Source organism: Mycobacterium simiae, from assembly GCF_010727605.1.
GTDB classification, from domain to species: domain Bacteria; phylum Actinomycetota; class Actinomycetes; order Mycobacteriales; family Mycobacteriaceae; genus Mycobacterium; species Mycobacterium simiae.
This window is the reverse complement of the sequence record NZ_AP022568.1, coordinates 1-20453: the sequence shown is the minus strand read 5'-3', so window position 1 is coordinate 20453 and position 20453 is coordinate 1. Positions and strand designations below refer to the sequence as shown.

Genomic DNA, 20453 nt, shown 5'->3' with positions numbered 1-20453 from the left:
AAGGAGCGCCCGTGTCGGACACCGACAAACATCTCGATTACCTCAAACGGCTGACCGCAGACCTGCGGCGCTCGCGCCGGCGGGTGGCCGAGCTGGAAGGCCGGCTGTCCGAGCCGGTCGCGGTGGTGGGCATGGCCTGCCGGTATCCGGGCGGCGCCGATTCCCCGGAAGCGCTGTGGGACATGGTCGTTGAGGGTCGCGACGCCGTCGCCGATTTCCCGGCGGACCGCGGCTGGGATGTCGCGGGGCTGTACGACCCCGACCCCGACGCGCCCGGGAAGATGTATGTCAACCAGGGCTCGTTTCTCGCCGACGCGGGACATTTCGACGCCGGCTTCTTCAATGTCGGGCCCAGCGAGGCGCTGGCGATGGATCCCCAACAGCGACTGATGCTGGAGCTGTCCTGGGAGGCATTGGAGCGCACCGGAATCGACCCACTCGGCCTGCGCGGCTCGGCGACCGGCGTGTTCGCCGGCGTGATCCACGCCGGGTACGGCGGTCAGGTCGAGGGCGAACTCGAAGGATACGGGCTCACCGGCTCGACACTGAGCGTCGCCTCCGGCCGGGTGTCGTATGTGCTGGGCCTGGAAGGCCCTGCGGTGTCGGTCGATACGGCGTGCTCGTCGTCGTTGGTGGCGCTGCATTTGGCCGCCCAGTCGCTGCGATCCGGCGAATGCGACCTGGCCTTGGTCGGTGGCGTCACGGTGATGGCGACCCCGGCCGCATTCGTCGAGTTCAGCCGTCAGCGAGCGCTCGCGCCCGATGGTCGATGCAAGGTGTACGCGGGCGCCGCCGATGGGACAGCGTGGTCGGAGGGGGCCGGAGTACTGGTGGTCGAGCGCCTCGCCGACGCGCGGCGATCCGGTCACCCCGTGCTGGCGCTGGTGCGCGGCACCGCGGTCAACCAGGATGGCGCCTCCAACGGACTGACCGCGCCGAACGGGCCCTCCCAGCAACGGGTCATCCGCACGGCCCTGGCCAATGCCGGATTGACCGCGACCGACGTGGACGTCGTCGAAGGGCACGGCACCGGCACCGTGCTGGGGGATCCGATTGAGGCGCAAGCATTGTTGGCCACCTACGGCCAGGATCGCCCCGCCGATCGCCCACTCTGGCTGGGCTCGATCAAATCGAACATCGGCCACACCTCGGCCGCGGCGGGAGTGGCCGGTGTCATCAAGATGATTCAGGCGATCCGGCACGGGGTGCTGCCGCAGACGCTGCACGTGGATGTGCCCTCGCCCCACGTGGATTGGTCGGCGGGGGCAGTGTCGGTGCTCACCGAGCCCCGCGACTGGCCCCAGCACGACGGGCCGCGCCGGGCCGGGGTGTCGTCGTTCGGGATCAGCGGCACCAACGCGCACGTCATCATCGAGCAGGCACCGGACGCTGAACCTATTGCGGTGCAACCTATTTCAGGCGCGACCGGATGGGTCCTGTCGGCCCGCTCCGAGCAGGCCCTGATCAACCAGGCCGCACGGCTGCTCGCACACGGGTCCGAACACGCGGGCCTCAGTCCCCACGACATCGCCTGGTCCCTAGTGACCACCCGCGCGGTGTTCGACCACCGCGCCGTGGTGGTCGGTGCCGACCGGGACCGGCTACTGCACGGACTGCGCGAACTGGTCGCCGCCGAGCCCGCCGCGGGCGTGGTCGCCGGGCGGGTCCGCTCGATGGGTAAGACGGTGTTCGTGTTCCCCGGGCAGGGGGCCCAATGGCTGGGGATGGGACGGCAGCTTTACGACCGTTATCCCGAATTCGCGGAAGCGTTCGACGACGTTGCCGCGGCGCTGGATGCGCAGCTGAGACTGCCGCTGCGACAAGTGCTCTGGGGCAGCGAGCCTGCGCTGCTGGAGAATACCGAGTTCGCCCAGCCCGCACTGTTCGCCGTCGAGGCGGCCCTGGCGGCACTGCTGCGACGTTGGGGCGTCGAACCCGACATCGTCACCGGCCATTCCGTCGGTGAGATCACCGCGGCCTACGTGGCCGGCGTGCTGTCCCTGCCGGACGCCGCGAAGGTGGTCGCCGCTCGCGGCCGCATGATGGCGGCACTGCCGCCGGGTGGTGCGATGATCGCGGTGGCCGCTGCCGAAGCTGACGTATTGCCGCTGCTGACCGATCAGGTCGACGTCGCGGCGGTCAATGGCCCCAACGCCGTGGTCCTCTCGGGTGCCGACGCCGCGGTTACCGCGGCCGCCGAACTGCTGGCGCAGCGGGGGCGGCGGACACATCGACTGGCGGTCTCGCACGCGTTTCATTCCGCGCTGATGGAGCCGATGCTCGGCGAGTTCACCCGGCTGGTCACCGGGATATCGCCCGCCGCCCCGCGAATACCGTTGATATCCAACCTGACCGGGGAGCTGGCCGGTCCGGGCTACGGTGCGCCGCAGTACTGGGTCGAGCATGTGCGCCGACCGGTACGGTTCGCCGACGGCGTGCGGACCGCCGAGTCCCTGGGCGCCAACGCGTTCGTCGAAGTCGGCCCCGGTCGTGGTCTGAGCGGCGCCGTCGAACAATCGGTGACCACCGGGCCGACCACCGCGGCGGCCCTGCTGGTCAAGGATCGCCCGGAGGTGGAGTCGGCGCTGACCGGACTCGGCCAGTTGTTCACCATCGGCGTCGGCGTGAATTGGGCCGCCGCGGTGGGCGAGGGGCGGCGGGTCGAGCTTCCCACGTACGCGTTTGCCCACCAACGGTTCTGGTTGCCGCCCGCGGCGGTGGCATCGGGAAACGTCAGCGGTGTCGGCCTGGCTCGCACCGCGCACCCGCTGCTGGGCGCGGTGGTCGAACGGCCCGACTCCGGTGGCATGGTGCTCACGGGTTCCCTCTCGGTGGGCGGGGCGCCGTGGCTGGCCGATCATGTCGTTGATGGAGTCATGCTGTTCCCCGGTGCCGGGTTCGTGGAATTGGCGTTGCGGGCCGGCGACGAGGTCGGCTGCTCGGTGCTGGAAGAGCTGACGTTGCTGGCGCCGCTGGTGTTGCCGCGGGGCACCAACGCCCGCGTGCAAGTTGTCGTGGACGCCGCGGCCGAGTCGGGCTCCCGGGCCGTGTGGGTGTATTCGCGCGGCACCGCACCCGATTCGGTCTGGGTCCTGCACGCACAGGGCTCGCTAAGCGCGGCGCAGCACGAACCAGGCGCGGACCTGTCGATATGGCCGCCCATCGGGGCCACTGCGGCCGACGTGGGTGACGTCTATGAGGTGCTGGCGGCCCGCGGCTACGACTATGGACCGGCATTTCGTGGTCTGCGCGCCCTTTGGCGCCGCGGTGACGCGGTCTTTGCCGAGGTGAGCGCAGCCGAAGGGGTTACGGTGGGCGGCTTCGGAATTCATCCTGTCGTGCTCGACGCGGCCTTGCATGCCTGGGGAGTCGCCGAGGGCGGCGACACCACGATGTTGCCGTTCTCCTGGCAGGGTGTGTGTTTGCATGCCGCGGGCGCGTCACGGGTCCGGGTGCGGATCGCATCGACCGGGACCGGATCGGTGTCGGTGGATCTGGCCGACAGCGCCGGGCTGCCGGTGCTGTCGGTGCGCGAGTTGGTGGTCCGCCCGATCTCAATTGGCGCGCTGTCGGCGGCATTGGCCGCCGCGGCTGGCGGGGCCGGGGGCCTGTATGAACTCGCGTGGTCGCCGGTGTCGTGGGAGTCGGTTGTGGTTGGGGTCGAGGGTGTGTGGGTGTGGGAGCCGTCGTCGGGGGTGTCGGTGGGGTCGGTGTATGCGGCCACGCATGAGGCGTTGGGGGTGTTGCAGTCGTGGTTGGCCGGTGATGATGCGCGTTTGTTGGTGGTGTTGACGCGGGGTGCGGTGGGGTTGGCCGGTGAGGGTGTGGCCGATTTGGCGGGTGCGGCGGTGTGGGGGTTGGTGCGGTCGGCTCAAGCTGAGCAGCCGGGTCGGGTGGTGTTGGTCGATTCGGATGGGTCGTTGGATGTTGCCGATGTGGTGGGGTGTGGGGAGTCGCAGGTGGTGGTGCGCTGCGGTGTCGCTCACGCCGCCCGACTGGGAGCGGTCGGCGCCGGGGCCGTGCTCGAGTTACCGGTCGGCGGTTGGCGCTTGGCTGCCGGTGGCGGCGGAACCCTGGAGGACGTTGTGGTCGCTCCAGCAGTTCCGGGCGAGGTAGGCGCGGGGCAGGTGCGGGTTGCGGTGGCCGCGGTGGGGGTCAACTTCCGGGATGTGTTGGTGGCGTTGGGGATGTATCCCGGTGGCGGTGAACTGGGGGCTGAGGGTGCGGGCGTCGTGGTGGAGGTGGGCTCCGGTGTGACCGGGTTTGCGGTGGGTGATGCGGTGCTGGGTTTGTTGGGGGTGGTGGGTGCTGAGGCGGTGGTGGATGCGCGGTTGGTGACGGTGGTGCCGGCGGGGTGGTCGTTGGTGCAGGCGGCGGGGGTGCCGGTGGTGTTTTTGACGGCGTTGTATGGGTTGTCGGTGTTGGCCGGGGTGAAGGCCGGTGAGCGGGTGTTGGTGCATGCGGCTACCGGTGGGGTGGGGATGGCTGCGGTGCAGTTGGCTCGGTATTGGGGTGCGGAGGTGTTTGTCACCGCGAGTCGTGGTAAGTGGGACACGTTGCGGGCGTTGGGTTTTGATGATGATCATATTGGTGATACCCGCAGCACGGAGTTTGAGCAGAAGTTTTTGGCCACTACCGGTGGTGGTGGGGTGGATGTGGTGCTTAACTCGCTGGCTGGGGAGTTTCTGGATGCGTCGTTGCGGTTGTTGGTCAATGGTGGGCGGTTCATCGAGATGGGCAAGACCGACCTGCGTGACCCCGCCACCGTCCCCGAGGGCGTGCGCTACCGCGCCTTCGACCTGATGGAAGCCGGTCCGGACCATATCGCGTCGATGCTCTCGGATCTGGTCGGACTCTTCGATGCCGGTGTGTTAACGCCGTTGCCCGTCAAGGTGTTTGACGTGCGGTCGGCGTCGGCGGCGTATCGGTTTGTTAGTCAGGCCCGCCAGATCGGCAAGGTGGTGTTGACGTTGCCGGATGGTCCCGACGATCGCTTGCTTGCGACGTCGGGGGTGGCTGGCTGGTGGCAGTGTGGTGATTACTGGGGTACCGGGATGGCTGGTGCGGCGGTGGCTGAGCATCTGGTGACCCGGTATGGGGTGGGCCATGTGGTGTTGGTGAGTCGTCGGGGCCGAGGCGCAGGGGGCGCTGAGGTGGTGGACCGGCTGACGGTGGCGGGGCTGAGGTGTCGGTGGTGGCCTGTGATGTGGCTGATCGCGGGGCGGTGGGTGAGTTGGTTGGGGGGTTGTCGCCGCGGTATCCGTTGCGGGGTGTGTTCCATGCCGCTGGTGTGCTCGATGATGGGTTGATTGGTTCGTTGACGCCGGAGCGGATGGATGTGGTGTTGCGGGCCAAGGTTGATGGTGCGTGGAATTTGCATGAGTTGACCCGGGATCACGATGTGTCGGCGTTTGTGTTGTTTTCGTCGATGGCTGGCATCGTTGGTTCGCCGGGGCAGGGTAACTATGCGGCGGCTAACAGTTTCCTCGACGCGTTGGCGACTGCGCGGCGGGCGCAGGGTCTGCCGGGGTTGTCGGTGGCCTGGGGGCTGTGGGAACAGGCCAGCGGCATGACCGGACACCTCGACGAGCGCGACAAAGCCCGCATGAGCCGAAGCGGACTGGCACCGCTATCCACCCCGCACGCGCTGCAACTGTTCGACGAAGCCATGCTGGCCGACCGCCCACTGCTGGTTGCCGCACGCATCGACCCCTCCGGGCTGGGTACACGCGGCGCCGTCCCACCCGTGCTCCGTGATCTGGTCGCCCGGCCGGGCCGTCGACTCATCACCGACGCCGGAGCCGCCGTCCCGACGTCGGGCCTGGCCACCCGGCTGCACGGGCTCAGTCCCGAGCAGCGCCACCACCAACTGGTGGAACTGGTGTGCACCAACGCCGCAACGGTTTTGGGTCGATCGAGCGCCGATCTCGAGGCGCAGCTGCCGTTCCAGGATCTCGGCTTTGATTCGCTGACCGCGGTGGAATTACGCAACCGGCTGAAAACCGCGACCGGACTCACCCTTTCGCCGAACCTGATCTTCGACTTCCCGACACCGGCGGCGCTGGCCGAACACATCGACCAGCAGCTGAGCTCCGCGACACCCGGGGCATCGGCCGCCGAGCCCGAGCGGCTGGCTCGGTTCAACGACATCGCCCGCGAGCTACAGACCCTGGTCAATCAACCCGACTGGACCCCCGACGACAAGACCCGCCTGGCCGCCCGCATCCAAGCCATCCTGGCCGAGCTGGAAAGTCCACCGCCGACCGCACCCGACGAAACGCAGCTGCTCGACGACGACATCGCCACCGCCACCGAACGCGAACTCTTCGCCATCCTCGATGACGACTACGGCCCCTGATGGCACCCACCGACGTCGCGATCATCGGCCTGGCCTGCCGGCTGCCCGGAGCCGGCAGCCCGAATGAGTTCTGGAAGGTGCTGCGGGACGGACGCGAAGAGAACCGGTTACCCGGAAACGCGGCCGAGTTTGACGCCGACTTCTTCAACCTCTCCCCGCGCGAGGCCCGCGCAATGGACCCGCGGCAGCGGCTGGCCCTCGAACTGGCCTGGGAGCTATTCGAAGACGCCTTCCTGATCCCGGAAACCATTCGTGGCGACTATGTTTCGATCCACCTCGGCGCAATGAACGACGACTACGCCGTCCTGACGCTTCGCGCGGGCGGCGACCACCTCGACCACCATTCCTTCGGTGGGCTCAGCCGCGCGATGATCGCCAACAGAATCTCTTACGCCTTCGGTTTGCAGGGCATCAGCATGGCGATCGACTCCGGGCAATCGTCGTCACTGGTCGCCGTCCACCTAGCGTGCGAGAGCCTGCGCGCCGGTGAGTCGACGCTTGCCGTCGCCGGCGGCATCCATCTCAACCTGGCCGACGAAACCGCAATGCTGGAACACGAATTCGGCGCCTTGTCGGTCTCCGGTCACACCTACGCATTCGACCGCCGCGCCGACGGGTACGTGCGGTCCGAAGGGGCCGGCCTGGTGCTGCTCAAGCCGTTACCCAACGCCATCGAGGACGGCGACCGCATCCGCGCGGTCATCCGCGCAACTGCAGTCAACAATGCCGGGCACAGCTCGGCCGGGCAAACCGTGCCGTCGACCTCGGCACAGGTCGCGGTCATCCGTCGCGCGCTCGCACATGCCGGCCTGGGCAGCGACGATATCGACTACATCGAGGCGCACGGCACCGGCACCGAAGTCGGCGACCCGATCGAGGTCTGCGCCCTGGGCGAGATCTTCGCCGGACGACGACAGGGCCCGGTGCGCCTCGGCTCGGTGAAGACCAACATCGGCCACACGGGGGCCGCCGCCGGCATCGCCGGCCTGCTCAAGACAGTGCTCGCCCTGGACAACAGCATGATCCCGGCGAGCCTCAATTACGACGGAGCCACAGCCGGCGATCTGAAAGACCATGGCCTGCAGATCAACACCACGCCGACCAGCTGGCCGGCACCGGGCCGGCCGCGGCGGGCCGGGGTGTCGTCATTCGGAATGGGCGGGACGAACGCGCACGTGATCCTCGAGCAGGCGCCCCCGATGCCCCCCACGCTGACGTCGGCGGCACCGCAGACACCGGTGGCCTGGGTGTTCTCGGCCCGTTCCGAGCTGGCACTGACCAACCAGGCTGCGCGGCTGGCGGCCCATCTTGACGCCGAGCCGGAATTGACGGTGCCCGACGTGGCCTGGTCGCTGGCCACCACTCGCGCGGTGCTCGAGCATCGAGCTGTGTTGGTGGGCAGCGACCGGCACGGGCTGACAACGGGTTTGGCGCGGCTGGCCGCTGGTGATTCCGATGCGGTGGCCGGACGGGCCAAACCGCTGGGCAAGACGGTGTTCGTCTTCCCCGGGCAGGGCTCCCAATGGCTGGGGATGGGGCGGCAGCTCTACGACCGGTGGCCGGTGTTCGCCGAGGCTTTCGACGCGGCCGTCGTCGCGCTGAATCGGCATACGAGCGCCGACGTGCGCGACGTCATCTGGGGGGACAGCGCGCAGTTGCTGGGCAACACCGAGTATGCGCAGCCTGCGTTGTTCTCGATCGGGGTGGCGTTGACGGCACTGTTGCGCAGCTGGGGAATCGAACCCGACCTGGTGATGGGCCATTCAGTCGGCGAGATCACCGCTGCACACGTCGCGGATGTGCTGACGCTCGAAGATGCCGCCCGGCTGGTTGCCCGGGGCCGGCTGATGGCCGAGCTTGCGGCCGGCGGCGTCATGGTCGCGATCGCCGCGGGCGTGGAAGCGGTTGCCCCGTTGCTCAGCCCCGACGTCGCGATCGCGGCCGTCAATGCCGAAGATTCCGTGGTGGTTTCGGGTGCCGAGGGCCCCGTGCACGCCCTGGCCGACCGATTCGCGCAACAGGGTACCCGAGTGCACCGGCTGGCGGTGTCTCACGCGTTTCACTCGGCACTGATGGAGCCGATGATGGACGAGTTCGGTCACCTCATCGCCGGTATCACGCCCCATGAACCACGAATTACGCTGGTATCCAACATGACTGGGCAATTGGCCGAACCCGGCTACGGGTCGGCGGCATATTGGGTTGAACATGTGCGCCGTCCGGTGCGGTTCGTCGACGGCGTGCGGTTGGCGGAGTCGCTGGGAGCCGGGGTGTTCGTCGAAGTGGGGCCGGCGGCGGGCCTAAGCGCCGCCATCGGGCGGTCGTTGCGCGATGAGGATGCGGCCGCGGTCGCGATGCTGACCCAAGACCGGCGCGAAGTCGAAGACATACTGGACGCGGTCGGGGAACTGTTCTGCCAAGGGACGCATGTTGTTTGGCCCGCGGTGCTCAGTGGACTGGCTGCCCGGCGCGTCGGTCTTCCGACGTATGGCTTTGCCCGGCAACGTTTCTGGCTGGACACCGACGGTGCGGCGTCGGCTCCGGTGAGCCGGGCGGCCGGCCTGGCTGAGGAGTTGCGGACACTGCCGCCCGACGAGCAACACCGGCGGCTGCTGGAGTTGGTCTGCGCACACGCGGCAACAGTGTTAGGACACTCGAGTGGCCGCGACATCGACGTCGACCGCGCCTTTCAGGACTTCGGCTTCGAATCGCTGACCGGGGTGGAACTTCGCAACCGGCTCAAATCCGCCACCGGATTGGCGTTGTCGCGCACCCTGATATTCGACTTTCCCACTCCGTCGGCGCTGGCCGCTCAGCTGCGCCAGCGACTGCTGCACGGCGAGGAGGCAATGTCTGGCACAGAGTCCGACGATGACGAGGTCTGGGCAACGCTGAGAAGGATTCCGCTGCGCGAACTTCGGCGAACGGGATTGCTGGACAAGTTGCTGGTGCTGGCCGGTGAGACCGAACCACCGCTCGCCGAGGTGGCGGTCGATGGTGACGTCATCGACTCGCTCAGCACCGATGCGTTGATCGCGCTGGCGTTGGAGTCCAACAAAACCGACGATATCGAATGACGAAATCCCCGTTGAGGGAACACGATTACGACCTTCACCACGATGTATCCGACACATGTTGAATAGCTGTATCTTTGCGGGCCTGAACCGGGCCGCATACACTTCGTGCAGTGGGGAATCGTTCTGAGCAGAGGCTAGATATGAGCGTCATCGCAGGTGTGTTCGGTGCATTGCCGCCGCACCGCTACAGCCAGAGCGAGATCACCGATCAGTTCGTCCAGCTTCCGGCGCTGCAGGAACACGAAGATATCGTGCGGCGGTTGTACGCCGGTGCGAAGGTCAACAGTCGCCACCTGGCGCTGCCGCTGGAGCAATACCTGTCGCTGACCGATTTCAGCGAGACGAACGAGATCTACATCGAAAAGGCGGTCGACCTCGGCTGCGAGGCGCTAAAGGGCGCCCTCGAAGACGCCGGGCTGCAACCCCGCGACGTCGACATGATCGCCACTACCACCGTCACCGGAGTGGCGGTGCCATCACTGGACGCCCGCATCACCGGCCGCCTCGGTCTGCGCGCAGACATTCGGCGGATGCCGCTGTTCGGGCTGGGGCCGGCGGCGCGGCCGGCGTGGCCGCGCTGCACGACTACCTGCGCGGGGCCCAGGACGGCGTCGCGGCCCTGGTGTCGGTCGAGCTATGCTCGCTGACCTTCCCACGGTCAAGCCGACCGTCTCCGGGTTGGTCGCTACCGCGATGTTCGGTGACGGGGCGGCCGCGGTGGTCGCGGTGGGGGATCGGCGCGCCGAAGGCGACGAGCAGGGCCGGGCCGGCGGTCCGGACATCGTCGATTCACGCAGCCGCCTCTACCCCGATTCGCTGCAGGTCATGGCGTGGCACGTCGGATCATCGGGTCTACAGCCGGTGCTGTCCCCGGAACTGGCCCCCATGATTGAGCGCCACCTGGCCGACGACGTCGACCAGTTCCTCAGCCGACACGGCCTGACCCGGGACGACATTGAGGCCTGGGTCAGTCACCCGGGCGGCCCGAAGGTGATCGAGGCGATCGGCAAGTCCCTCGGCCTGCGGCCCGAGGCACTGGAGTTGACCTGGCGCTCGCTGGGCGAGATCGCCATCTCTCGTCGGCGTCGGTGCTGCACGTGCTGCGCGACACCATCGCCAAACCACCACCCGCCGGCAGCCCCGGGCTGATCGTCGCGATGGGGCCCGGCTTTCGTCCGAACTCGTACTACTGCGCTGGCATTAAGGCGTCGACTTCGACGAAGACCCCCGGCTTGGGACTCAGCGCCGCGAGGTTGGCCGCGCGGATGCGTTGTGGGGGCAGGCGGAGCGTTGTTCGGCTGACTAGCCGGGCCAGCATCACCGTCATCTCCATCGTCGCCATCACCGACCCGATGCACCGATGCAATCCGCCGCTGAACGGAATGAACTCGTGCGGTGCGGGCTTGCGGTACTCCGCGGCCCGCGGATCCCACCGCTCCGGCCGGAATTCGTCCGGCTGCGGCCACACTTCGGGCAGCCGGTGCGTGACATAGGCGCTGAAGATCAGCAACCGGCCGGCGCGGATCCGGCCGCCGTCGAAGTCGAGGTCGCGCATCACCCTGCGGGCCGAAATCACCGCGGGTGAGTACAGCCGAAGCGTTTCCTGCACCACGCCATTGAGGTAGGTCAGGGAGGTCAGGTCGGCCGCCCAGGTGCCCGGTGACCGATCGCCCAGGACCCGACGCACTTCGTTGGCGGTCCGCTCCCACGCGCCCGGCAAGCTCAGCAGCAGGTAGATCGCCCAGGCCAGCGCCCCGCTGGTGGTTTCGTAGCCGGCGGTGATAAGCGAGATGATCGAGTCGCGAATCTCGTTGTCGCTCAGCGTATATCCTCTTCACCCCGGCCCTCGATCAGCATGGTCAGCAGGTGATCGTCGGTCCGGGGCTGCCTGCGCGCCTGGATGATCTGACCGTCGATGAAATCGTTGAGGTGTTGCCGCGCGGCCACCGCCCGCCGCCAGCCGGGGGCTCGGAGACGTTGCTGCAGCGAAACCAGTTGGGGCAGCTGATGAGTCAGATCCAGCAACGGTTGCAGGTGCTCGCCCACAAAGTCGGAATGCTGCGCGAGTCGCGGGCCGAACAGGCTCTCGATGGTGCTGCGCCGCACCGCGCCGCGGCACTGCCGGTAGATGTCCAGCCGTTGGCCCGGTTGCCAACCGTTGATGACGAGGTCGATATTGGCGACCATGGTCCCCAGATAGTCCTGAACCTGGCGATGCCGCAGCCCCGGCGCCACCACGCTGCGGCGGCGCCGGTGATCGTCGCCGTCACTGACGATCAGCGCGGTCGGCCCGTCGACGATGGCCAGGTTTTCGAACGTCTTCGCCCAGCTGAACGCGTCGGCGTTGGCGAACACGAACTTGTTCGCCGCCGGCCCGAGGAGATACGTGTAGCCGTGGCGGCCGATCCCGGCATCGATCACCGCGCCGCGGCGCCGGTACAGCGCGAGCAGCGCTTGCCCGGGCAGGTAGCGGACCGGTCGGCGCGGCGGCGTCCTCATGGCATCATTCGACCACTTCGGAGAGCTCCAGCCACCGGGTTTCCAGCGCGGCGACCTCGTCCTCCAGGTCGCGGAGCTCGCCGGTCAACCGGGTGATGCCGACGTGGTCGGATTGGTCGTGCTCGGCGAGCTCGACGTGTTTGGCGGCGATGCGATCCGCCAGCCGGGCCAGCTGGCGGTCGACGGCGGCCAGCTCCTTTTCCGCGGCGCGGCGCTGTGCGCCGGACATCGCCTGCGGCCGCGACGGCGGCTGAGCGGAAGCCTGAGACGGCACCGGCGCGCTCGCGGACCGTCCCGCCAGCCGCAAATACTCGTCGATGCCGCCGGGCAGGTGGCGCAATCGGCCGTCGAGGATCGCGTATTGCTGATCGGTGACGCGTTCCAGCAGGTAGCGGTCGTGGGAGACCACGATCAGCGTGCCCGGCCAGGAGTCGAGCAGGTCTTCGGTCGCGGTCAGCATGTCGGTGTCGACGTCGTTGGTGGGCTCGTCGAGCAGCAGGACGTTCGGTTCGGACAGCAGCGTGAGCATCAGCTGCAGCCGCCGCCGCTGGCCGCCGGACAGCTCGCCGACCCGTGCCGAGAGCTGGCCCCGTCCGAAGCCGAGGCGTTCCAGCAGCTGGGCAGGCGTCACCTCGCGGCCCTCGACCTGGTAGCCGCCGCGCAGCCCGCTCAGCACGTCGGCAATACGGTCGCCGGTAAACGGGGTCAACAAGTCGCCCTGCTGGTCGAGTACCGACAACCGCACGGTCTTGCCGCGCTTGACCCGTCCGCTATCCGGCGTGATCGTGCCCGCGATCAACCCCAGCAGCGTCGACTTACCCGCTCCGTTGGCGCCGACGATGCCGGTTCGTTCCCCCGGTGCGATGTGCCATTCGACGTCGCGCAGCACCGGGCGACCGCCGTAGCAGACCGACACATCCAGCAGGTCGATCACGTCCTTGCCGAGCCGGGCCGTCGCCAGCTTGGCCAACTCGACGGTATTGCGCAGCGGCGGCACGTCGGCGATCAACTGGTTGGCGGCATCGATGCGGAACTTCGGCTTGAGGTCCGCGCCGGCGGCCCGCGGCGCAGCCAGGCGAGCTCCTTGCGCATCAGGTTCTGTCGTTTGGCTTCCGCCACGGCGGCCTGCCGGTCGCGCTCGACGCGCTGCAACACATAGGCCGCGTATCCGCCCTCGAACGGTTCGACGATGCCGTCGTGCACCTCCCACGTCGTGCTGGCCACTTCGTCGAGGAACCACCGGTCATGCGTCACCACCAGCAGGCCGCCGGCGTTGCGCGTCCAACGCTGTTGCAGGTGATCCGCCAGCCAGGTGATGCCCTCGATGTCGAGGTGGTTGGTGGGCTCGTCGAGGGCGACGACATCCCAGTCACCGATCAGCAATTGGGCCAGCTGCACCCGCCGGCGCTGTCCACCGCTGAGCGTGGAAACCGTTGCATGCCAATCCAGATCGGCGACAAGCCCAGCCACCACGTCGCGAATACGTGGGTCGCCGGCCCACTGATGCTCGGCCGCCTCGCCGACCAGTGTCCAGCCCACGGTGCGGGCCGGGTCCAGGGTGTCGGCCTGGCTGAGCACACTGACTCGCAACCCGCTGCGCCGGGTAACGCGACCGGCGTCGGGTTGCAGCTCACCGGTCAGCAGACGCAGCAGACTCGACTTGCCGTCGCCGTTGCGTCCGACGATGCCGATGCGAGCGCCGTCGCTGACCCCCAACGAGATCGACTCGAACACGACCCGAGTCGGGTATTCCAGGTGAACGGCCTCGGCCCCCAGTAGGTGCGCCACCGGGCAATTATTCGAGAGTGAGCAACGCGTGGTCGACGTGGGTCCGGGTGTCCGGCGAAGAGGTTCCGGCGACGGCCTTCAAAAATCGCACGGCCAGGTCACGAACCTTGAGGTTGGTCTCCTGGGAGCGCCAGACCAAGACGTCGAAGGCGCGCTCGGCCGAGATGCCGTAGGCAGCTATCAGCACGCCCTTAGCCTGCTCGATGGCCGCGCGGGCGTCGGCCACCGCCTCGAGGACCTGGGTGATGTCGGAGTGCAGCGAATCGGTGACGTCAACGTAAAAACCCGACGTGCCGATCAGCGCGCCGGTGTCGTCGAGCATTTCCTCGCCCGCCACGATGACGCAGCGGGTGTGGCCGGCCTTGTCCACGAGCCGGTGTCGGCTGCTGAACGGCTCGCCACTGACCACGCGGTCCAGCACCGTCGCGACGCCCTCGCGGTCGTCCGGGTGCTTGTGCTGCAGCAGGAGTTCTGTGGTGGGCTCCACCGTTCGCGGTTCATAGCCGTGCATGCGTGCAACAGCATCGGACCACTCCCAGCGCTCGCCGTCGAGAAAGAACTTGAATCTGCCGACTCGCTGCGGTTCGCCGAGGCCTAAGACCAAGTCGATGGCCCCCAGCTGAGCGGTATCGTCGTCGAAGTTCACAGTCATCGCGGGCCCCCGAAATACGTTGGTTCCACTTCGGTGATATTGCCGATATCGACGTCCGTCAACCAGACTCCTGTTGCGGCTGCGCAGGTTTTGGTGGCTCAGCTAACTCGGAACTGCTCGGCGTCCGGGCGCTTGAAGTCCAGGCCGAGTCCGGGCCGTCCCTGATCGGGCCGCAGTACCCCGCCCGCTGGGGGCAGCACGCCGTCGAAAAGCAGCTGTTCGATGCGATGGTGGTCGTGGAAGTACTCGAGATGCCGCAGGTTCGGGATCGCCGCGGCCACGTGAGCATGCAGGTTAGGGGCGCAGTGTCCGGATACCTCGACGTTGTTCGCGGCGGCAACGGCCGCGGCGCGCAGCCAGTCCGTGATGCCGCCGCAGCGGGTGACGTCGATCTGCAGACAGTCGACCGCCTCGGCGGCCAGCATCCGGTTGAAATACGCCAAGTCGTAGCCGTATTCGCCGGCGGCGACGTCCGGGCGCACCTGATCGCGCACCTGCCGCAAGCCGACGAGGTCATCGGATGACACCGGTTCTTCGAACCATGTGACATGGTGCTCGTCCATGGCGTGCGCGACCCGGATCGCCTGCTTGCGGCCGTAGCCGCCGTTGGCGTCGACATACAGTGCCACATCATGACCAATAACCTTGCGCGCGAAGGCGATCCGCCGGATATCGCGACGCGGGGCAGAGCCCGACGACTCACCGATTTTGATTTTGACCCGCGGAATCTTCCAGCCGTCCACCCAACACTCGAGTTGCGTTCGAGTCGTGTGTTCGTCGTAGGTGGTGAATCCCCCGCTGCCATAGATCGGTACCTCGGGCCGCGCCATGCCGAGCAGCCGGCAAACCGGCGTTTCCAATAGTTTGCCCTTGAGGTCCCACAGCGCCGTGTCGACCGCCGAGATCGCGCAGGCGACCAGGCCGGACGTCCGTTGTTACGCATCGCCGTGACCATCGACTGCCACGCGGCGGTGATGTCGAGGGCACAATGCCCTGTGACGGCATGGGCGAGCGGGCCGGCGATCAGTTCGCGGGCGACGCTGCTCGCGTAGGTATAGCCGATCCCACGCCGGCCCCCCGCGGTCACCTCCGCCAATACCAGCGTCGTGGCGGTCCACGCGAACGTGCCATCGGCTTCTGGTGCGTCTGTGGGTATTTCGTACGCCTGGGCGGTGACCTGGTCGATGCAGACGTCCGAGCGGCTGGTGGTTGTGGTCATCTGAGCTCCTGCAGGTTCAACCGGGCGAGGACGGCGCTCGGCGGATCGTGGCGCTGAGAATGCGACGGCGGGGGAGCCCGACGAAACTGAGCCGTATCCAAACCATCACCATGGTCCTCGTCGGGCGGCCAGGGCGCCCAGCACACCGACGCCAAGGGCCAGCACCGCGGTGCCGCCGGCGACGCGATGGCGGGACAACCACACCTGCGGGCTCCGGCCGTGGGACCTGTCATCGAAGCCGCCGTGGGCGCCGTGATCGCTGCCCGGGGCGTCGTCAACCGGTCTCCATAAGTTGTCCGGTCGTTGGCCGCTGGTGTGTTGATCGGTCTGCTGGGAGTCGTATCCCGTTTGGCCGAGGTAACGGTCCAGTAGGGGGGCGATGAACTTCTGCGCGACCAGTGTGACCGCAGTGCTGTCGCCGACCCAGTATTGTTTGCGCCCCGGATGAGCGGCGGCGTAAGCGACGGCCCGCGCGGCGAGTTCGGGTTGATAGATCGGCGGTACCGGTTGTGGAAGCCGAGGCAATCGCGACAGCACCCAAGAGAATTGCGGGTGTTGACCGCCGGCATCTGTACCAGGGTGATCCGCACCCGGAGCCTTCGTGCAGCAGCTCACAGCGCACGGACTCGGTAAAGCCGTTGATCGCGTGCTTGGCTCCGCAATAGGCCGACTGCAGCGGATGGCCCGCTGGCTCAACGCGGACCCGACCTGGACGATCGCGCCGCGGTCGCGGGCAGCATCTTTGCCAGCGCGGCCATCGTCCCGTGCACAGCCCAGGTAACTGACCTCGGTGACGCGCCTGAACTCGGCGGGGCTGATGTCGCGGAGAGGAGCGAAAACGGAGGTGAATGCGACGTTGATCCAGGTATCGATGGGCCCGAACGCGGCCTCGGCCTGATCCGCGGCGCCCTGGACCGCCGAAAAATCGGCGACGTCAGTCGGGATGGGCAGCGCGTTGCCGCCACCCGCCTCGACGTCGCGGGCCGCGCCGTCCAGCTCCCGCGCCGCGGGCGAGCAAGGTGACGTTGGCTCCGCGCTGGCCGAAAAGTGCAGCGGTGGCGCGCCCGATTCCGGCGCTGGCTCCGGTGATTACGACGTTGTGTGCCATCGGAATTGTCCTTCGCGATCACTCGCAGGAATCGGAGTCATCAAGCATCGCTGCGCATTCGAGGAGCAGGCGGCCGGGTTGTATCGATCTTCCCAGCCGCCATTCGCTCGGCCAGCCGGGATGCCAGCGCCATGATGGTCAATGCGGGTTGGCCGAACCCCTGGGACAGACCGACCCGTCGGAGATGAACAGGTTCGGTACGCCCACGCGGTGGTCGGCGTCGACCACCGAATTCGCTGGTTGGTGCCCATCCGAGCGCCGCCGATCAGGTGAGCGAAGCGCTGGATGGTCAGAATGTCCTGGGCGTCGGCAGCATGCAGGATGTCCGCGATCACTTTGGTGGAGTACTTCATGTTGGCCTTATCGTTGTCGCACAGCGTGTAGTCGAACCGGGCGACGGGCAGGCCGTAAGGGTCGCGCTCGTCGGCCAGGGTGACCCGATTGTCGGGTTGCGGCAGCAGCTCGTTGAGCACCCCGACCGTCGCCCAGTGGTTGTAATCGCGCATGTACTCGCGCATGGCCCGGCCCCAAAGTCCTTCGGCGAGCACATGTTCAGCCCAGCCGATGGGCATCGGGGACACGGTCTGGATGGCGAATCCGCGGGCGAATCCCGGGCGGGGTCGGTCTCAGAACTGTTCGGAGCTGACCTCCGGCGGAGGTGCCTTGTACATCCGAACCTCTTCGGGCCACCGGCCCGCGGACTGGGCCGCGCCTTGCACCATCACATAACGCCCGACCTGATCATCGTCGTTTCCCAATCCATCCGGAAACCTCGCGCAGGCCGAGTTCAGCAGCAGACGGGGGGTTTCGATCGAATATCCCGCGACGGCAACCACTTTAGCCCTCTGCAACCGTTCGGAGCCGCCGACCGTGTCGTAGTACACCACGCCCGCGCCGAACCGTTCTCGTCGAGTTCGACACGGGCGGCCATGCAGTTTGCGCGGATCTCCGTGGCGTGCGCCAAGGCATCGGGCAGGTGCGTGACGTAGGGGCTGGCCTTCGCGTTGACCTTGCAGCCCTGCAGGCAGTAACCGCGGTAGATGCAGTGCGGCCGATTACCGAAGGTGCCGTTGACGATGCCGACGGGCCCCACCCGCATCTCGATCCCGCGCTCCAGCGCTCCGCGCCAGATCTTGGCCGCCGAGCCTGAAATAGGGTGTGGTGAAAAGGGATAACGGTGTGGGTCACCCCACGGCCAGTTCTGTCCGGCGACCGGCAGTTCGAGTTCCACCCGCTCGTAGTGGTGGCGGATGTCTTCGTAGCGGATGGGCCAGTCGGCCCCCACCCCGTCCAGCGTGTAGGTCGCGAAGTCGCTGGGATGGAATCGTGGACAGTAACCCGCGTAATGAACCATGGAGCCGCCCACACCACGTCCGGAGTTGTTCTTGCCCAGCTCGATCGGGTCCTTACCGCCGATGATTCGTTTCTGTGTCCAGTACAGCTCGTGCGCACCGGCCTCGTCGGAGACCCAGTCCTCGTCGGGGTGCCAGAATGGACCGGCCTCGAGAATCACGACGCGCCACCCGGCCCGCGCCAGCCGTTGCGCCAGCACCGAACCACCCGCCCGGCGCCGATGACCACCAAGTCGACCTCGTCGTCGTCGGGTAGCGGCGCATGGTCTCTCGCCCGGCAGATCGCGGGAGTGCACGTCGAGCAGGAATCGGGAATCGTTGTCTCGCGGCGCGATTGCGCCCTTGAACAGACCACGCCAGAAGTCACTCATCACAGCTCACCGCTCTGCTCGACCCGCACCGGGTCTTCATCGGTGGCGCCGGCAGTCTCAGGGTTCGCGCGCGGCGGCCGGCTGTGGCACCGCCCAGCCTCATGAATCCACGCGGGTAGGCCGGGCCGCCGAACCCGATCTCGTTCCACGCCCACGGGTGAGAGTAGAAGCTGGACAGCACCATTCGCATGCACACCGACCATGCTCGCTTCACGTTCAGGGTGTTCCAAGTCGTGCCCGTCAGCGAGCCCTGCGAGAAGGCCTCGATGATCGCCTCGCGCGTCTGGGGTCGGCGGCGTCGAAGGAGGCCTTGCCGTAATCCCGGGCGGCGGTCTCGTCGAGCGCCCGCAACACCATCCGGAAGGCGTCGCGGTCGTCGGGCATGTCGGCATACTGGTAGCCGTCGAGGCGACCGTCGGCGAGCTTGCTGTCGACCGACTCGGCCACCGGCACCCGCGGCTCGACATCCTGCGCTAGCACCGTGTCGCAGAACGCCCGCAGACACGGTTCCTCTGCTGCGGTGAAAAAGCGCAGCGGTCCCGGTGGCTCTAACCGTGCCAGCACCATCCTGCGGGTGGCCTCATCCCAGGTGTCGGCCGTTTGCAGCACGTCGAAATCGGGATAGCGGCCGATCATCTGGGGGGTGATGCCAGCTCGTTGTCGGGGGAGCCAGGACGGATGGGGCGGTTTGCGGTCCGCGCGCCGGTTGGGCAAATGGTCGGGGCGGCTGGTGTCGGCCATCGTCGCGCCCCGTCAGCCTCGGAACCGCTCGCGGCGCAGGATCGACGCCAGCAGCCCCATCCCCCCGACCATGCACATCAGGCCCGGTGCCGCGATGGGCGGCCCCATCGGGACGTTGTAAGACGCGTTCTTCCAACCACCCGGCTTGCGCGCCACGCCGCGGGCATGCAGATACTCACCCATCAGGCCGTTCGCGGTGTAAATGCCGGCGGTGATCGGCAACCAGCTCTTGGCCCAGCGCCGGGAGAACACCCGCCGACGCCCGCGACGACCACCGGCGGTCACCACGATGGGGCTCCACATCCATTTGTTGCCAAAGCTGGCCTTGTAATGCTCGAAGTAGATCTCCGCCGTTGTGATGAGCGCGGCTACCGCGGTCAGGCCGGACAACGACCGTTCGAATCGGCCGTGCGCGACGTCGTAGAGCGCCCGTTCGGTCAGGTTTTCGGCCTTGGCGGTCGCCCTGGAACCGGGTTCGCGCTTGCTGACCAGCAACATCGAATCTCCTCCCTGGCTGTGTGTCCCATCCCCCGCGCGGCCAGCTTTGGGGCACAGGCGGCGGGCCCTCAAAGCAGAAGGTCGCGGTCGACATATCCATGCGCGCGCCACCTCCGGCCGCAGCACGGCCCGGTACCCGGCGCTCGACGGTGTGCTGCACAGACGCGTCGGCAGGCTGCCACGACTTTGGCATTGGCAACGCGCCCAGCTGTGTATTTCAACCGAGGTGGCCACGACGACGAACGCAGACGCGTCGCGACCGATACGCATTTGCGTTCGTACCGGTTCCGGCGTCGCTAATCGTCGAGCGTCACGGCGGGCGGCGGAACCACCCGCTTGAGCAAACTGCCTGACCAGAACCGTCAACCGCCGCCGTGCCATGATTGCCAAGCTGTCGAGAGAGGAGCAGCGGTGGAGCTGAACTTGTCGATGATCACGCGGCCGGTGGAACGGCTGGTCGCGACGGCACAGAACGGCCTGGAGGTCTTGCGGCTAGGGTTCTCGAGACCGGCAGCGTTCCGTCGCCGTCCCAGATCGTCGAAAGCGTGCCGATGTACAAGCTGCGGCGCTACTTCCCCGGACAATCGTCCGGCAGCGCCCGTCGGCCCGCCGGTGCTGATGGTGCACCCGATGATGATGTCGGCCGACATGGGACGTCACTCGCGACGAGGGTGCCGTCGGCATCCTGCATTCGCACGGCCTGGACTGCTGGGTCATCGACTTCGGATCCCCGACAGGTCGAGGGCGGCATGCGCCGCAACCTCACCGACCATCGTCGCGCTGAGCCAGG

Annotated in this window: 5 protein-coding genes and 9 pseudogenes; 5 read left to right on the top strand and 9 right to left on the bottom strand. The window is 67.5% G+C overall.

What is annotated here, in order from left to right:
- Positions 1-11: 11 nt before the first annotated feature.
- From G6N33_RS00060 to G6N33_RS00050, 4 genes and pseudogenes are all read left to right on the top strand, one after another.
- Positions 12-5309 (top strand): beta-ketoacyl synthase N-terminal-like domain-containing protein, encoded by a 5298-nt coding sequence (locus G6N33_RS00060; protein ID WP_408632753.1) that lies wholly within the window; start codon positions 12-14, stop codon positions 5307-5309.
- Complete coding sequence (locus tag G6N33_RS27925; RefSeq protein WP_408632812.1) at positions 5192-6358, top strand: type I polyketide synthase; 1167 nt, start codon at positions 5192-5194, stop codon at positions 6356-6358. The genes G6N33_RS00060 and G6N33_RS27925 overlap by 118 nt, the downstream gene beginning before the upstream one ends.
- A complete protein-coding gene (locus G6N33_RS00055; protein WP_163771426.1) occupies positions 6358-9435 on the top strand; it encodes a type I polyketide synthase in 3078 nt (1025 codons plus the stop codon). The genes G6N33_RS27925 and G6N33_RS00055 overlap by 1 nt, the downstream gene beginning before the upstream one ends.
- Positions 9436-9575: 140 nt before the next feature.
- A pseudogene (locus G6N33_RS00050) lies at positions 9576-10639 on the top strand (type III polyketide synthase).
- Here the strand turns inward: G6N33_RS00050 and G6N33_RS00045 are convergent.
- The 9 genes and pseudogenes from G6N33_RS00045 to G6N33_RS00010 form a co-directional block, all read right to left on the bottom strand.
- Positions 10622-11934 (bottom strand): annotated as a pseudogene (locus tag G6N33_RS00045) (cytochrome P450). The pseudogenes G6N33_RS00050 and G6N33_RS00045 sit on opposite strands and share 18 nt — an antisense overlap.
- 4 nt (positions 11935-11938) lie before the next feature.
- A pseudogene (locus tag G6N33_RS00040) lies at positions 11939-13722 on the bottom strand (ABC-F family ATP-binding cassette domain-containing protein).
- Between the two features lie 7 nt (positions 13723-13729).
- The gene (locus G6N33_RS00035; RefSeq protein ID WP_044505595.1) at positions 13730-14374 is read right to left on the bottom strand and encodes a PAS and ANTAR domain-containing protein; all 645 of its coding nucleotides are present in this window, start codon (positions 14372-14374) and stop codon (positions 13730-13732) included.
- Positions 14375-14472: 98 nt separating this feature from the next.
- A pseudogene (locus G6N33_RS00030) lies at positions 14473-15593 on the bottom strand (enolase C-terminal domain-like protein).
- A 105-nt stretch (positions 15594-15698) separates the two neighbouring features.
- A complete protein-coding gene (locus tag G6N33_RS27260; protein WP_232069490.1) occupies positions 15699-16118 on the bottom strand; it encodes a hypothetical protein in 420 nt (139 codons plus the stop codon).
- A gap of 210 nt (positions 16119-16328) precedes the next feature.
- A pseudogene (locus G6N33_RS27255) lies at positions 16329-16701 on the bottom strand (SDR family NAD(P)-dependent oxidoreductase); the annotation flags it as partial.
- Between the two features lie 40 nt (positions 16702-16741).
- Positions 16742-18424, bottom strand: a pseudogene (locus G6N33_RS00020) (GMC family oxidoreductase).
- Positions 18424-19165 (bottom strand): annotated as a pseudogene (locus G6N33_RS00015) (gluconate 2-dehydrogenase subunit 3 family protein). The pseudogenes G6N33_RS00020 and G6N33_RS00015 overlap by 1 nt, the downstream one beginning before the upstream one ends.
- Positions 19166-19177: 12 nt before the next feature.
- A pseudogene (locus G6N33_RS00010) lies at positions 19178-19663 on the bottom strand (hypothetical protein).
- A 429-nt stretch (positions 19664-20092) separates the two neighbouring features.
- Here G6N33_RS00010 and G6N33_RS27150 point away from each other — a divergent pair.
- Positions 20093-20436: pseudogene (locus G6N33_RS27150) on the top strand (acyl-CoA synthetase); the annotation flags it as partial.
- Between the last annotated feature and the right edge of the window lie 17 nt (positions 20437-20453).

Bases quoted from the DNA above. Each gene is read 5' to 3' on its own strand.
- G6N33_RS00055 (WP_163771426.1), top strand. From the start codon at position 6,358: ATGGCACCCACCGACGTCGCGATCATCGGCCTGGCCTGCCGGCTGCCC.
- G6N33_RS00035 (WP_044505595.1), bottom strand. From the start codon at position 14,374: ATGACTGTGAACTTCGACGACGATACCGCTCAGCTGGGGGCCATCGAC.